The organism is Streptomyces sp. NPDC028928 (assembly GCF_055564915.1).
On sequence record NZ_JBVHVI010000023.1, the window covers coordinates 63,897 to 78,931 of the forward strand.

At 74.1% G+C, this 15,035-nt stretch carries 13 protein-coding genes and 1 pseudogene; 10 read left to right on the plus strand and 4 right to left on the minus strand.

The features are described 5' to 3' along the window. Positions 1 to 8: 8 nt before the first annotated feature. The 5 genes from ACZ4U1_RS37830 (at position 9) to ACZ4U1_RS37850 (ending at position 6,486) form a co-directional block, all read left to right on the plus strand. On the plus strand, positions 9 to 1,019 hold the full coding sequence (locus ACZ4U1_RS37830; protein WP_467908707.1) for an asparaginase: 1,011 nt from the start codon (positions 9 to 11) through the stop codon (positions 1,017 to 1,019). A gap of 115 nt (positions 1,020 to 1,134) precedes the next feature. Next, complete coding sequence (gene aspA, locus ACZ4U1_RS37835) at positions 1,135 to 2,544, plus strand: aspartate ammonia-lyase (RefSeq protein ID WP_467908708.1); 1,410 nt, start codon at positions 1,135 to 1,137, stop codon at positions 2,542 to 2,544. A gap of 49 nt (positions 2,545 to 2,593) precedes the next feature. Further along, the gene (locus tag ACZ4U1_RS37840) at positions 2,594 to 3,532 is read left to right on the plus strand and encodes a glutaminase (RefSeq protein WP_467908709.1); all 939 of its coding nucleotides are present in this window, start codon (positions 2,594 to 2,596) and stop codon (positions 3,530 to 3,532) included. 132 nt (positions 3,533 to 3,664) lie between these two features. After that, on the plus strand, positions 3,665 to 5,068 hold the full coding sequence (gene mptB / locus ACZ4U1_RS37845) for a polyprenol phosphomannose-dependent alpha 1,6 mannosyltransferase MptB (protein WP_467908710.1): 1,404 nt from the start codon (positions 3,665 to 3,667) through the stop codon (positions 5,066 to 5,068). Beyond that, a complete protein-coding gene (locus ACZ4U1_RS37850) occupies positions 5,065 to 6,486 on the plus strand; it encodes a glycosyltransferase family 87 protein (RefSeq protein ID WP_467908711.1) in 1,422 nt (473 codons plus the stop codon). The genes mptB and ACZ4U1_RS37850 overlap by 4 nt, the downstream gene beginning before the upstream one ends. A 59-nt stretch (positions 6,487 to 6,545) precedes the next feature. Here the strand turns inward: ACZ4U1_RS37850 and ACZ4U1_RS37855 are convergent. Together ACZ4U1_RS37855 and rho are read right to left on the minus strand one after the other, a co-directional pair. After that, positions 6,546 to 7,379, minus strand: a pseudogene (locus ACZ4U1_RS37855) (D-alanyl-D-alanine carboxypeptidase family protein); the annotation flags it as partial. A 112-nt stretch (positions 7,380 to 7,491) separates the two neighbouring features. Further along, positions 7,492 to 8,640 (minus strand): transcription termination factor Rho, encoded by a 1,149-nt coding sequence (gene rho / locus ACZ4U1_RS37860; protein WP_467908712.1) that lies wholly within the window; start codon positions 8,638 to 8,640, stop codon positions 7,492 to 7,494. Between the two features lie 371 nt (positions 8,641 to 9,011). Here rho and ACZ4U1_RS37865 point away from each other — a divergent pair, with 371 nt between their 5' ends. The 4 genes from ACZ4U1_RS37865 to ACZ4U1_RS37880 all read left to right on the plus strand — a co-directional run bounded on the left by ACZ4U1_RS37865 (position 9,012) and on the right by ACZ4U1_RS37880 (position 12,705). Beyond that, a complete protein-coding gene (locus tag ACZ4U1_RS37865; RefSeq protein WP_467908713.1) occupies positions 9,012 to 10,301 on the plus strand; it encodes a cytochrome P450 family protein in 1,290 nt (429 codons plus the stop codon). 27 nt (positions 10,302 to 10,328) lie between these two features. Beyond that, entirely contained in the window at positions 10,329 to 11,255 is a 927-nt protein-coding gene (locus tag ACZ4U1_RS37870) for a hypothetical protein (RefSeq protein ID WP_467908714.1), read from the plus strand. A gap of 118 nt (positions 11,256 to 11,373) precedes the next feature. Then, entirely contained in the window at positions 11,374 to 11,856 is a 483-nt protein-coding gene (locus ACZ4U1_RS37875) for a hypothetical protein (RefSeq protein WP_467908715.1), read from the plus strand. Positions 11,857 to 11,931: 75 nt separating this feature from the next. Beyond that, entirely contained in the window at positions 11,932 to 12,705 is a 774-nt protein-coding gene (locus ACZ4U1_RS37880; RefSeq protein ID WP_467908716.1) for a class I SAM-dependent methyltransferase, read from the plus strand. On the opposite strand, the gene ACZ4U1_RS37885 is transcribed toward ACZ4U1_RS37880, so the two are convergent. Next, a complete protein-coding gene (locus tag ACZ4U1_RS37885; protein WP_467908717.1) occupies positions 12,675 to 13,418 on the minus strand; it encodes a GntR family transcriptional regulator in 744 nt (247 codons plus the stop codon). The genes ACZ4U1_RS37880 and ACZ4U1_RS37885 overlap by 31 nt on opposite strands. Before the next feature lie 313 nt (positions 13,419 to 13,731). Between ACZ4U1_RS37885 and ACZ4U1_RS37890 the strand changes: the two genes are divergently transcribed. After that, positions 13,732 to 13,935, plus strand: a complete 204-nt coding sequence (locus tag ACZ4U1_RS37890; RefSeq protein WP_467908718.1) for a hypothetical protein — start codon at positions 13,732 to 13,734, stop codon at positions 13,933 to 13,935. Positions 13,936 to 13,968: 33 nt separating this feature from the next. Here ACZ4U1_RS37890 and ACZ4U1_RS37895 read toward each other — a convergent pair whose 3' ends face one another. Beyond that, complete coding sequence (locus ACZ4U1_RS37895; RefSeq protein ID WP_467908719.1) at positions 13,969 to 14,937, minus strand: acetylxylan esterase; 969 nt, start codon at positions 14,935 to 14,937, stop codon at positions 13,969 to 13,971. Positions 14,938 to 15,035 lie beyond the last annotated feature (98 nt).

Below are 15,035 nucleotides of genomic sequence, written 5' to 3' on the forward strand. Positions count from 1 at the left end.
AGGCAGTGATGTACAGCAGTTCCCCCGCCGACGCACCCGTCGTCCGCGAACCCCTCCACGCCCCCGTCGCCCACCTCATACGCGGCGGGGTCGTCGAGGGCCTCCACCACGGCTCCGTCGTCGTCCTCGGCGGCGACGGCCAGGTGCAGTTCCAGCTCGGCGACATCGAGGCGGCCTTCTACCCGCGCTCGGCCCTCAAGCCCGTCCAGGCCGTGGCCATGCTGCGGGCCGGACTCCCGCTCGACGGCGAACTGCTGTCGCTGGCCGCCGCGAGCCACTCCGGCGAGGAGCGCCACCTCGCCGGCACCCGGCGCATCCTCGAACTCGCCGGGCTCGCCGAGGACGACCTGCGCAACGTGCCCGACATGCCGTTCGACCCGGTCGTCCGGGACGCCTGGATCCGCGAGGGCCGGCTGCCCTCCCGCCTCGCCCAGAACTGCTCCGGCAAGCACGCCGCCATGCTCTGGACCGCCCACCTCAACGGCTGGTCCCTGGAGGACTACCTGGACCCGGCGCACCCGCTCCAGCAGAGCATCGCCGCGACCGTCGAGGAACTGACCGGTCAGCGCGTCGCCCGGGTCACCGTCGACGGCTGCGGCGCCCCGCTGTTCTCCATCTCCCTGCACGGCCTCGCCCGCGCCCTGGCCCGGATCACCACGGCCGTGCCCGGCACCCCCGAGGCCCGGGTCGCCGACGCGATGCGCGAGCACGCCGAGATGGCCTCCGGCTCCGGCCGCGATGTCGCCGCGCTCATGCGGGCCGTGCCCGGGCTGCTCGCCAAGGACGGCTTCGAGGGCGTGCAGGTCGCTGCGCTGCCTGATGGCCGGGCCGTCGCGGTGAAGATCGCCGACGGGGCGAACAGGGCCCGTGTACCGGTCGCGGCCGCCGCGCTGGCCCGCGCGGGCGTGGACCCCGAGCTGCTCACCGAGTTCGCGGGGGAGCCGCTGCTCGGGGGCGGGGAGCCGGTGGGGTGTGTGCGGCCCGTGCGTGCCCTGGATCCGGTTCCGCTCACCGTGTAGCGCTCCGCTGGATCGGCCGTCTCGGACCCGCGGGTCCGTTGTGGTTGATCGCGCAGTTCCCCGCGCCCCTTCGGGGCGCTCACCCTCAACCCTCGGAAAGAGGACCTGAACCCTCATGACCGCCGCCACCCGCAGCGAGCACGACCTGCTCGGCGACCGCGACGTCCCCGCCGACGCGTACTGGGGCATCCACACCCTGCGCGCGACGGAGAACTTCCCCATCACCGGCACCCCGATCTCCGCCTACCCGCACCTGATCGACGCCCTGGCCGCCGTCAAGGAGGCCGCCGCGCTCGCCAACGAGGAACTCGGGCTGCTGGCGCCGGAGAAGGCCGCCGCGATCGTCGCCGCCTGCCGGGAGATCCGCTCCGGCAAGCTGCACGACCAGTTCGTCGTGGACGTCATCCAGGGCGGTGCCGGCACCTCCACGAACATGAACGCCAACGAGGTCGTGGCCAACCGTGCGCTGGAGCTGATGGGCCACGCCAAGGGGCAGTACACGCATCTGCACCCCAACGAGGACGTCAACCTGGGCCAGTCGACCAACGACGTCTACCCGACAGCCGTCAAGGTGGCGACGGTCTTCGCGGTACGTGGACTGCTGAAGTCGATGGCCGTACTGCAGGACGCCTTCGCCCGCAAGGCCGTCGAGTTCCGTGACGTGCTCAAGATGGGCCGTACGCAGTTGCAGGACGCGGTACCGATGACGCTCGGTCAGGAGTTCTCCGCGTTCGCCGTCATGATCGAGGAGGACCGCAGCCGTCTTGCCGAGGCCGTCGAGCTGATCCATGAGATCAACCTCGGTGCCACGGCCATCGGCACCGGCCTCAACGCCCCCGCCGGCTACGCCGAGGCCGCCCGCCGCCACCTGTCCGCCATCACCGGACTGCACCTGGTCACCGCCGCCAACCTGGTCGAGGCCACCCAGGACTGCGGCGCCTTCGTCCAGATGTCCGGCGTCCTCAAGCGGATCGCGGTCAAGCTCTCCAAGAGCTGCAACGACCTGCGGCTGCTGTCCTCCGGCCCGCGCGCGGGTCTCGGCGAGATCAACCTGCCGCCGGTGCAGGCCGGTTCGTCGATCATGCCGGGCAAGGTCAACCCGGTCATCCCCGAGGTGGTCAACCAGGTCGCCTTCGAGGTGATCGGCAACGACGTCGCCATCACCATGGCCGCCGAGGCCGGGCAGCTCCAGCTCAACGCCTTCGAGCCGATCATCCTGCACTCCCTGTCGGAGTCGATCACGCACCTGCAGAGCGCCTGCCGCACCCTGGCCGAGCGCTGCGTGTCCGGCATCACCGCCAACACCGAGCGGCTGCGCGCCACCGTGGAGAACTCCATCGGCCTGGTCACCGCGCTCAACCCGCACATCGGCTACACGGCGGCGACCGACATCGCCAAGGAAGCCCTCGTCACCGGCCGGGGCGTGGCCGAACTGGTGCTGGAGAAGGGTCTGCTGCCCGCCGAGAGGCTGGCCGACCTGCTGCGTCCCGAGATCGTCGCCGGCAGCGGGGCACCGGCCGCCTGACGTGCGGTGACGCGAGCACGATGACGCTCCGGGGCCGGCGGGAGGCACAATGGTGATCATGACAACGACGTCGTCCCTCCCCTTCCTGCCGGTCCTGGAGCGCATCGCCGAGGAGATCAGCCGCACCCCCGGGCGCGGCCGTGCCGCCGACTACATCCCGGCGCTCGCCGCCTGCGACCCCCGCAGTTTCGGCATGGCCGTCGCCGAGCTGGACGGCACGGTGTACGGGGTGGGGGACTGGCGGCAGCCCTTCTCCGCCCAGTCGATCACCAAGGTCTTCACGCTCGCCCTGGACCTGGCCCGCGAGGGCGACGAACTCTGGGAGCACGTGAGCCGGGAGCCCTCCGGCAACCCGTTCAACTCCCTGGTCCAGCTGGAGTACGAGAACGGCATCCCGCGGAATCCTTTCATCAACGCGGGTGCCCTCGTCGTCACCGACCGCCTGCAGACCCGCACCGGAGACGCGGCCGGCGAGCTGCTGGCCTTCCTGCGCGCCGAGAGCGGCAACCCGGACCTGGACTTCGACAAGGAGGTCGCCGCCTCCGAGACCGCGCACGGCGACCGCAACGCCGCCCTCGCCCATTTCATGGCGTCCTACGGCAACATCGACAACGAGGTGCCGGTCCTCCTCGACCAGTACTTCCGGCAGTGCTCCATCGCCGCCTCCTGCGCCGACCTGGCCCTCGCCACCGGCTTCCTCGCCCGGCACGGCATCCGCGCCGACGGCAGCCGGCTGCTCAGCCGCAGCCAGGCCAAGCAGGTCAACGCGGTCATGCTGACCTGCGGCACGTACGACGCGGCCGGCGACTTCGCCTACCGCGTGGGCCTGCCCGGCAAGAGCGGGGTCGGCGGCGGGATCATCGCCGTCGTACCGGGCCGGTGCACCCTGTGCGTGTGGAGCCCGGGCCTGGACGAACGCGGGAACTCCGTGGCCGGTGTCGCGGCCCTGGACCGGTTCACCACGCTCACCGGCCTGTCGGTGTTCTGAGCACCGGGCCGCTCCACCTGGGACCCCAGCGGTCACCGCTCCTCACACGCCGGTCACACGCGGGCCGCCCGCAGGTGGAGGGAGCGTCTCCTTCCGGCCACCCGGCGTTGACACGCTGCCCCGGTGTTGGCCATGGCATGTCCCGTCGATCTCCGCCGCTGCCAGGCGCTGGGCCTGGCCGGTACCGCCTTCCTCGCGCTCGGCGGTGAGACGGCCGGCGCCCTGCCCGTCCGGGACCTCCTGACGCCGCCCCCGGCGCGGGCGGCGCTGGGCCTGGTCGGGGTGTACTTCGGCGTCGTCCTGCTGCTCGCGGCCTGGGTGCTCCTCGGCCGTCTGGTCCGGGGCCCCGAGCCGCCCACCCCGCGCGCCCTGCTGCTCGTGCTCGCCGTCTGGGCGGCCCCGCTGCTGCTCGCCCCGCCGCTGTTCAGCCGGGACGTGTACAGCTACCTCGCGCAGGGCGCCATGGTCGACGCCCACATGGACGTGTACGCCCACGGCCCGGCGCAGCTCGGCGGCCCGCTCGCCGACGAGGTCGCCCCGATGTGGCGGCACACCGGCGCCCCCTACGGCCCCGCCTTCCTGGCCCTGGCCGCCGCGCTGTCCGGGTTGACCAGTGGCGAGGTGCCCGCGGGCCTGCTCGGCATGCGTCTGGTCGCCCTGTTCGGCGTGGCCCTCATGGCGGTGGCGCTGCCCCGGCTCGCCCGGCACAGCGGCGCCGACGCGGCCGCCGCGCTGTGGCTCGGCGCCCTCAACCCGCTCGTGCTGCTGCACCTGGTCGCGGGCGCCCACAACGACGCCCTCATGCTCGGTCTGCTGGGGTCCGGCCTGGTGGCCGCGCGGGGCCGCAGACCCGCCGTCGGCGCGGTCCTCGTCACCCTCGCCGCCCTGGTCAAGGCGCCGGCGGCGCTCGGTCTGCTCGCCGTCGTGGCCCTGCGGGTCCGCTCCGGCCGCCGCCCGCTGCCGGCCGCGCTGAGCACCGCGGCGGTCTCCGCCGCGACCACGGTCGCCGCCACCGCCCTCGCCGGCACCGGCTACGGCTGGATCGGCGCCCTGGACACCCCGGTCTCCCCGCACAACTGGGCACCGACCAGCCTGCTCGGCCGCGCCACCGGCACCCTGCTCGTCCACCTCGGCAGCGGCCTGGCCCCGCTGGCCGTCCCGGCCTGGCATCTGCTCGGCCTCGCGGCCACCGCCGTGACCGTCCTGCTGATATGGCTCCGGCTGCGTCCCCGGCCGGTGTACGCGCTGGGCCTGAGCCTGCTCGCGGTCGCCGTCCTCGGCCCGGCCATCCGGCCCTGGTACGTGCTGTGGGGCCTGTTCCTCATCGCCGCCGCCGCGCCCAGCACCTCGGTACGGCACCGGGTGGCCGCGCCGGCGGGCGTGCTCGCCCTCGCCGTACTCCCGAGCGGCGGTCCGGCCGACGCCGGCCAACTGGTGCTCGCGGTCTGCGGCGCGGTCCTCGGCGTGGTCGTCCTGTGGCAGGCGCACCAGACCCGCCAGGCCGGCCGCGCCCCGGTCCCGGGACGCACGGCATGACGGGGCCGCGGGGACGGCCGGCACTGCCCGGGCGGCTGCGACCGCCGGGCCCGCGCACGGACCGGGGCCGGCTGCTGCTCGTCCTGCTCCTGGTGGCCGCGGTGACCGTGTTCACGGCGACCGTGCCGCTGCTGCGCGGCTTCTTCGACCTGCGCGTGTACTACGGCACCGTCCACACCTGGGCACACCACGGCGGCCGGATCTACGACTACCGGGTGCCGGGCACCTCGTACGGCTTCACCTACCCGCCGTTCGCGGCCCTCGCCATGCTGCCGCTGGCCCTGCTCGGCCGCACCACGGCGATCGTGATGTCCCTGCTGGTGAACCTGGCCGTGCTCGCCGCGGTCCTGCGGATCCTGGCCGGTCCCGGCCGGCGCCGGCACGGCTGGTACCGGTGGGCGCTGTGCCTGTGCCTGCTCGCCCTGTTCGAGCCGCTGCGGGACACCGTCAGCTTCGGCCAGGTCAATCTGGTGCTGCTCGCCCTGGTCCTGGGCGACTCCTGGCTGCTGGCGACCGGCCGGGGCCGCTGGGCGGGCGCCGGGATCGGACTCGCCGCCGCCGTGAAGCTCACGCCCGCCCTCTTCGTCGGCCTGCTGCTGCTCGCCGGGCGCCGGCGGGCGGCCTGTACCGCGCTGGCCGTCGCCGGAGCGGCGACCGCGCTGGCCTTCTGGGCGGACCCGGCGGCCTCCCGCTTCTACTGGACCGAGGCGCTCTGGGACACCGGCCGGGTGGGCCGCCTCGACTACGTGTCGAACCAGTCGCTGCAAGGGGTGCTGGCCCGCCTCGGCGAGACCGGCCGCCCGCTGTGGGCGACGGCGGTCCTGCTGACCCTCGGCGTCTGGGCGTGGCGCGGCCGCCGGGCGGCCGCGGCCGGCGACTGTGCGGCGGCGTTCGCGCTCACCGGTGCGGCGGCCTGCCTGGTCAGCCCGATCACCTGGGTGCACCACCTGGTGTGGCTGCTGCCGTCCTTCGCGGTGCTGGTGCGCGCCGGGCGCCGGCGGATCGCTGCCGCCCTGTACGCGGTGCTGTGCACCAGCGTGGTGTGGCTGTGGGTCGACGACGCCTCCGGACCGGGCGGGTTCCTCGGCGGCAACCTCTACACCTGGATCGCGCTGGGCCTGCTGCTCGGCCTGCCGATCGGTCAGCCGCGGGACGACCGGCCCCCCTTGGCCCGCAGCGCCAGCGCCACGGCCCCCGCGCCGAGCCCGGTGAGCCCCGCGACGACGGCGGTGCCGGACCAGTCCGAGCCGTCGTCCGTCGCCACGGCCGCCGCCACCGGCGTGGCGGACGCGGTCGTACGGGAGGGCGGGCGCAGCCCGTCCAGCGAGCCGACCGGGTCCACTCGCCCGGCCGCCGCGAAACCCCAGTCGAGCAGGGCACGGGCCTCCTCGTACACGGTCAGTCCGCCGTCGGCCTGAGGGTTGAGCACGCTCACCACGAGGGTGCGCCCGTCCCGGCGCGCCGCGGCCACCAGGGTGTTGCCCGCGTTGCTGGTGTAGCCGTTCTTGATCCCGATGATCCCGGGGTACGGCGCCACGCCGTCCTCGCCGGTCAGCAGCCGGTTGGTGTTCTCGATCGGGTACGACGACCCGTCACCGGGGAAGGGTGCCTCGATGGTGGCGCAGTACCGGGCGAAGTCGGGGTTGCGCAGGCCCGCCCGCCCGAACACCGCCAGGTCGTAGGCGGAGGACACCTGGCCGGGGGCGTCGTAGCCGTCCGGGGAGACCACGTGGGTGTCGAGGGCGCCGAGCGAGCGGGCCTTGTCCTGCATCCGGCGGGCCGTGGCCTGCCAGCCTCCGCCCAGCTGGGCGAGGACGTGCACGGCGTCGTTCCCGGAGCTGAGGAAGACCCCGCGCCACAGGTCCGCCACCGTGTAGGTGTGCCCCTCCTCGACGCCGACCAGGCTGCTGCCCTCGCCGACGTCCTCCAGTTCCTCGTACCGCACGGTGTGCTGGAGCCCGCTGGGCAGCGTCGGCAGGACGGTGAGCGCGAAGAGGGTCTTCAGGGTGCTGGCGGGGGGCAGTTCGCGGTGCGCGTCGCTCGCGGCCAGCACCTCGCCGCTGTCCGCGTCGGCGACGAGCCAGGACAGCGCCGAGACGTCCGGCAGCTCGGGGGTGTCGCGGTGCGGCCGGACCTGGGTGCCGGAGTGGTAGAGCAGGGACGGCGCGGGTACCGCCGTCCGGGGAGGCGGTGGGAGGGGTTCCCCGGCCCGGGGTCCGGCGGCGGCAGCGGCCGGCGTGAGCGCCAGCAGGCCCGCCACACAGAGGGAGCAGGCCGACACAGCCGCGCGAGAAGAGAATCCGGTGACCATACGATCAACGTACGAAGATGGTCCGCGTGCACCACGCTGCCCGGGCCGTTCGGGTCGCCGGGCAACCCGGATGCCGCACCCGGCCGTCCCGCGGCCGTCCCGTGGCGGGGGCTCAGCCGGCCGGCAGGGTGGGCCGGACCTGCCGCAGGAACGCGGCGTTGTCGGGGGTGGCGCGCAGCCGTTCCAGCAGGGTCTCCAGGGCGGACGGCCCGGCCTCACGGGAGCGCAGGGCACGGCGCAGGCCGCGTACGGCCGTCAACTCCGCAGGGGTGAGCAGGAGTTCCTCGCGCCGGGTGCCGCTGCCGTCGATGTCCACGGCGGGGAAGACCCGGCGGCCGGCGAGTTCCCGGTCCAGGCGGAGTTCCATGTTGCCGGTGCTCTTCAGCTCCTCGAAGAAGTAGCCGTCGGCACGGGAGCCGGTGTCCACCAGGGCCGTGGCGAGGATGGTGAGCGAGCCGCCCTCCTCGGCCTGGCGCGCGGCGCCGAAGAACCGCTTGGGCCCGAGCAGCGCACCGGCGTCGACACCGCCGCTCAGGGTCCGGCCGCCGGCGGCGGAGGCGTTGTTGTGGGCCCGGCACAGCCGGGTCAGCGAGTCCAGCAGGACGACGACGTCCTCACCGGCCTCGACCAGGCGCTTGGCCCGCTCCACGACGAGGTCGGCGAGGGCGATGTGCTCCTTGGGCGACCGGTCGAAGGTGGAGGCGTACACCTCGCCGCGCACCGAGCGGCGCATCTCGGTGACCTCCTCGGGCCGCTCGTCCAGCAGCAGGACCATCAGCCGGCACTCGGGGTGGTTGCCGGCCACGGCGGCGGCGAGTTGCTGGAGCAGCACGGTCTTGCCGCTCTTCGGCGGGGCCACGAGGAGGCCGCGCTGGCCCTTGCCGACCGGTGCGAGCAGGTCGGTGACGCGTCCGGCCAGGCCGGAGGCGGGGTGTTCGAGGCGGAGGCGCCGGTGCGGGTGGAGCGGGGTGAGGTCGCGGAAGTGCCGCCGGGAGTGCGATTCCCCGGGGGCCCGCCCGTTGACGCGCGCGACCTCGGTCAGGGCCCGCTGCGCGCCCCGGACGCCCTCGACCAGGTCGCCCTTGCGCAGTCCGTGGCGGCGGATCAGCGCCGGCGTGACCTGCGGATCGGCGGGGGAGGCAAGGAGGCTGGCGGCCCTCAGATGCCCCTTTCCGTGCGCGTCGATGTCGAGGACACCGGTGACGAGCGGGGCGGCCGGGGCCTGCGGGGCCGCGGGAGGGTGTTCGAGTGTGGTGGTCATGAGAAGGGGTCCTTTCACGGACGGAGAAGGGATGCGCTACGGGGAGGAAGGGAGTGAGGCCGCGAGCGGGAGGCGTCTGCGACTGCCTCCGGGCGGGGGGAACGGCACCTCGGGTACGGCGGCGAATGCCTGCCTGAGATGGTGCCGGGAAGCTGACGCGCAGGGAGCCGGACATCCGGAGAACGGCGGGCGGATCAGCGTGAAGGAGAGAAACGGGCACCGGCGCCCACGACGGGCGTGCACAGGTGCTGATAGCACGGTACCACTCGACGGTGTGCCGCGTCCGTGATCGGCTCAACAAACCGCCGGATCGGGCTATTCCCGGGGTGGGATGATCGATGGTCCTGTCAGGGAAACGTCAGGAGGATCCGGTGGACCCCTCTCCCGCCCGCACCCCGTACCGCCTCGACCCCGCCGGCGGCTGCCCGCACGCCGTCAACGCCCGGCTGCTGGCGCAGGGCGCCGTGGCCCCGGTCGAACTGCCCGGTGGCATCGAGGGCATGGCCGTACTCGGGCACGACGCGCTGAAGGAGTTCGTACAGCACCCCGACGTGGCCAAGAACGCCCGCCATTTCACGGCGCTGCGCGAGGGAAGGGTCGCCGAGGGCTGGCCGCTGCTGACGTTCGCCACCGTCCCCGGCATGACCACCGCCGACGGGGACGACCACCGGCGGCTGCGGTCCCTGGCCGCCCGCGCCTTCACCCCGCGCCGCGTGGCGGAACTACGGCCGCGCATCGAGGAGTTGACCGACACGCTGCTCGACGGCCTGGCGCGGGCCGCGGCCGGCGACGGGGTCGCCGACCTGCGGCGGCACTTCGCGCTGCCGCTGCCGATGGGCGTGATCTGCGAACTCCTCGGTGTGGACGTGGAGTTCCGCGACCGGCTGCACCGGCTCGGCAGCCAGGTCGTGGCCACGGACACCGGACCCGTCGAGGCCGTCGCCGCCAACCGGGAACTCGTCGCCGTCCTGACCGAGATCGCCACGGCGAAGGCGGCGCAGCCCGGCGACGACCTGACCAGCGCGCTCATCGCCGCCCGGGACGAGGGCGGCGACCGGCTCGGGCAGCGGGAACTGATCGGCACCCTGCTGCTGATGATCATCGCCGGCCACGAGACCACCCTGAACCTGATCACCAACGCCGTACGCGCCCTGTGCGCCCACCCCGGGCAACTCGGCCTGGTGCGCGCGGGCGAGGCGAGCTGGGCGGACGTGGTGGAGGAGACGCTGCGCTGGGACGCGCCGGTCAGCTACTTCCCGTTCCGTTACCCCGTGCGGGACCTGACCGTCGCCGGCACGCTCATACCCGCCGGCACCCCCGTGCTCGCCGGTTACTCCGCCGCCGGCCGGGACCCGGCGGCGCACGGACCGGACGCCGACCGCTTCGACCTCACCCGCTCCGCCCGGCCCGGCGCCGCACGTCATCTGTCCCTCGGCCACGGTGCCCACTACTGCCTGGGCGCACCACTGGCCCGGCTGGAGGCCACGGTCGCGCTGGAGCGGCTGTTCGCGCGCTTCCCGTCGCTCCAACTCGCCGTGCCCGAAGCGGATCTGGTGCCCCACGCGGGGTTCGTCGGCAACAGCGTACGGAGCCTGCCGGTACGGCTCGCACCGGAGCAGAAGTCCGCAGACCATAACGATCCCGGACGTCGGGGGACTTGACCGCCAACCCTGTACTATCTTCGCGACATGTCCACGCCACCGCAGCCCCCGCAGCCGGCCGACCAGCCCGCGCAGCATCCCCAGCCGCCCCATCAGCCCGCGCAGCAGCCGGCCGTACCACCGCAGCCGACGGCCTACCCGTACCCGAACCCTCAGTCACCCCCGCCGGGAGCCTTCTACGCACAGCCCACGCTGGTCGGCCAGCCCGCGCCGGGACAGCCGGGACAGCCGGGAATACCGGGACAGCCTGGGCAGCCGCAGCCGGGGAACCCCTACGCGCAGTCGCCCTACGGGCCCGTGCCGCCCGTACCCCCCTCCGGTGCCGGCGGAGGAGCCGGCCGGGCGGTGCTGTGGGCGGCCGTCGGCGCGGTGGTGGCGTCCGCCGCCTGGGCGGCCGGTGTCTTCCTCGTCGGCGGGAAGGGCGACAGCGCGGACCTGCGCGGCTACTCGGCGCCCTCCAACCTGTGCTCCGACGCCGACTACTCCTCCTTCAAGGACGAGTACACCGAGAACGACTCCTCACCGACCCACAACTCCCTCAAGGACAAGGCGCTGGACGAGAGTTACTGCAGCCTCAGTCTGAAGAAACCCGGCTCGTCGTACGCGGACGCCTACCTGAGCCTGCAGCTGGACCTGCACAAGAAGACCGAGCCGGGACCGGAGTTCACCGCCACCTGGAAGAACTACGGGGAGAGCCACAAGGATTACGACGTCGACCCGGTCGAGGGCATCGGTGACGAGGCCTACCTGGTCAGCCAGGACACCACGAACGGCTCCTCCAGCGGCTCCCGTTACGCCACACTCGCCGTCCGCGACGGCTGGGTGACGTACACGATGAGCTACAGCACCTACCTCACCTCCTACGACAAGGACAAGGACCCGCCCGCGCTGACCGACGTCACCGACTGGCTGAAGACCGACGCCAAGGCCACGCTGCGCCGGCTCCAGGACTGAGCTGCGCGGCACGTCGGCGGGCCGGTGCCGTAAGCCGTCGTACCGGCCGGTCGCCCGTGGGGGTGGTGATGCCCGGCGGCTTGGGCCGTGACCTGGGGTGGTGGGGCACAGTGGGCGGGTGCCTCGCCGACTTCTCCCGCTGCTGGCGGCGGCGCTGATGAGCCTCGCCGGCTGCACCACCGTCAGCTCCGCCCCCGTCCCCGTCCCCGACGCCGCCCGCCCCCGGCAGTCCCTCGCGCCCGACACGGCCGTCCGCCCCTCGGTCGTCCAGGAGCCGCTGAGAGAGCCGTCCGGGCAGGCGGCCCTGGTCCGCACCGGCCACGCGCACCGGAAACGCCCCGGTCCGGCGGCCGCGCCGAGGCGCAACCCCGCTCCCGGCCGCGCACCGGTGCCCGCCGCACCGCCCCGGGCCGTCGCGCCCGCCGCCCCGCCGGTGCGACACCCCCGCCCGGAGCGCAGGCCGCCCGTACGACGCCCGGCCCCGCGCCCCCGCCCGGCCCCCCGGCAGCCCGCCACGGCCCACATGCGCGAGCTGTGCCGCCAGGCGGACGGCGTGGCCGCACCCGGAATCGTGAAGCTCTGCCACGACACCTTCGGCTGAGCGGGGCGGCTGGGACCGGCCACGGCCGGCCCGCCGCCTCTGCCGCCGCACGGACCCCCAGCATAGGCTGGCGCCATGTTCGGTCCCGAAGGCCCCACGCTCCGCGAACTCGCCGTGCAGGCGCTGTCGTCCGTCGAGCACGGTTACGACCTGCTCGCGCCGAAGTTCGACCACACCCCCTTCCGGACGCCCGACGACGTGCTGGACTCCGTGGCGAAGGCGCTGGCGCCGCTCGGCCCCTTCGAGGACGGGCTCGACCTGTGCTGCGGCACCGGCGCCGGGACGCGGGTGCTGACCGGACTGTGCCGCCGCAGTGTCACCGGGGTCGACTTCAGCGCCGGCATGCTCGACATCGCCCGGCACCGGGTGCGGCCCGCGGACGGGCCCGGGATCGCCTGGGTGCGCGGCGACGCCCGGGCCCTGCCGTTCACGGCCGCCTTCGATCTCGTCGTCTCCTTCGGGGCGTTCGGTCACTTCCTGCCGCGGGAACTGCCGGGGCTGTTCACCCAGGTCCGCTCGGTGCTGCGGCCGGGCGGCCGGTTCGCCTTCCCGGTGTTCGCGCCGCCCCGCCCGGCCCACCCCGGCTTCTGGCTGCTGCTGGGCTTCGACACGGTGATGCGGGTGCGCAACGCGCTGTGGCGTCCGCCGTTCGTCATGTACTACCGGGCCTTCCGGCTCGGCACCGTGCTGGGCGAGTTGGAGCGCGCGGGCCTGACGGTCGAGCTGGGCGTGCTGCCCGGGTTCGGCCGGCGAGCCGACGGCAGCCCGCGCGCCCGGCTGGTGGTGGCCCGCCGAGCCGACGCCCCGCCCGTGGGGGGTCAGCCGGCCGCGGGGAGCGTGAACTCGTAGACGAGAGCGTCCTGTTCGGCGTTCACCACCAGATCGGTGATCTCCAGCGGGCGGGCGTACTGGTCGTGGACGCGCCGGGTCACCCGCACCGAGGAGGCGTCGCCGACCTGGGTGATGGAGTCCCGGTGGTGCAGCGTCAGCCCGGCCTTGCGCATCCAGTCGTAGGCCCGCCGCAGCTGCGCGGGCGTCGTCCCGTCGGCCCGGCCACGGTACCGGGCCAGCTCCGCCACCTCGGCCAGCACCACCGCCGAGAACGAGGTCACCGCCGTCCGCAGCGAGCGCCCGTCCGGTGTCACCGACAGGTAGCGGTGGACCAGGGTCGGCCGGTGCGGGGCCAGGCCCAGCGCCCGGGCGTGCTCCGGCGGCGGCGCCTCCCAGGTCACCGTGGCCCGGTCGACCGCGCACGGGTCCGCCGGCCGGGCGCCCACCGGGAAGGTGAGCGACTCCGGCGTCTCGACCGGCCGGCCGGGCAGCGTGGCGTGGCTGCCCCGCCGGTCGGTGGCGACCAGACCGCTCCGGCGCAGCACCTCCAGCGCCTGGCGGACGGTCTCCCGGCTGACCCCGTAGCGCGCGGCCAGATGCCGCTCGCCGGGCAGCCGTTCGCCCGGCGGAACGGTGCCGTCGCGCAGTTCGTCGAGCAGCAGAGCGGCGATCCGCCCGTACAGGGGCCGGACGTCGCTGGGCGGGGGATCGTGCGGGGTGGTGCGGGCCATGCCGCGCCCTCCTGTCGGTGACAAAACGTAGTCGTGCGGGCTCGTTGCGCGACCACAATTAGCATTGGTCTAAACCACGGGGGAAGAGTGGTCTGCCGGTTCGTCCGAAATCCACCCGCACGCGCGGCGGTCACCTGGCGCCGCGACGTCCGCCCGCAGGGTGCGGGCAGGGCGTCGACCCGCACTGTTCTCCGTGGATCACCGGCGATGCGGCATGGCCGAAAGACCGCGGACGCACGGGTTCGCGAGCGGGGTGGTCCCCTGAGTACGGGTACTCATGCGCGGGCCGCCTGCGCCCGCCTACCGTCTCCGGGTGCCCGAGTACCCGACACCACATCCGGCCGCCGGCGGCCGGAGCGGCTGGTGCTGCCTGCTGCTGTTCGCCGTTCCGCCCCTGCTGTGGCTCACCGCGGGTCTGTTCCTGCCGGAGCGGATCCTCTGGTATCCGATCTGGCTCGCCGCCGTGGCCTGGAACGGGCCGGACGGCCACGGCGGCATCAGTCACCTGCTCGGCTGAGCACCGGCCCGCCGGCGGCCGGAGGTCGGGGTCTCAGGCGTACGACCCCAGCCAGCGCACCTTCGCCGCCTCCTGGAACGGGCCGCCGCCCTCGTGGTCGTTGAAGTCGTACACCTCGATCGCCTTGTCCTGGTGCGCCCACGCGTTGAACGCCGCGAACACGGTCGACGGCGGGCAGGTCTGGTCCTCCAGGGCCGCCGAGAACAGGGCGGGCGCCCGGCCCCGGGCCGCGAAGTGCACCCCGTCGAAGTAGGAGAGCGTGCGCAGCACGTCGGCCGAGCGGCCGCGGTGCGTCTTGAGGAACAGGGCGATCTCCCGGTACGGGTGACGGTCCGTCAGGGTCGTGGCGCGCGGGAAGTCGCACAGGAACGGCACGTCCGGGGCGACCGCCGCCACGTCGGGAACCAGCCCGCCGACGGCCAGGGCGATGCCGCCGCCCTGGCTTCCGCCGGTGACCGCGGTCCGCCCCGCGTCGGTCAGCGGATGGGAGCGGGCCGCCTCGACCGCGCGCACGGCGTCGGTGAACACCCGGCGGTAGTAGTAGTTCTCGGGCGCGTCGATGCCCCGCGTCATGTACCCGGGGTACGCGGGCGCCGCGCCCACCGGGTCCGGGGTGCCGCCTCCGCCGCCCCAGGCGCTGCCCTGTCCGCGGGTGTCCATGAGGAAGTGCGCCCGGCCCGTCGACGCCCACAGCAGGTCCTCGTGCGGCAGGCCGCGCCCGCCGCCGTACCCGAGGAACTCCACCACGAGCGGCAGCGGTTCCGTGGCCCCGGCCGGCAGGCGCAGCCAGCCCTTGACGGGGTGGCCGCCGAACCCGGCGAACGTCACGTCGTACACCTCGACCGTGGACAGTCCGGTCTCCACCGGTTCGAAGCGCGCGTCCAGGCCGTGCTCGCGGGCCTCCTGGAGCGTCTTGTTCCAGAACGCGTCGAAGTCCTCCGGTTCGGTGGACTCGCTGCGGTACGCGCGGAGTTCGTCGAGCGGCAGATCGAACAGGGCCATCAACAACCGCCTTTGTGAAGGGACTGGGTGGCCCCACCGTACGTGGGTGATCGGATGACTGCCAGAGGTGTTCAGCAAGCGCTTGCTGCCGTGCGGCG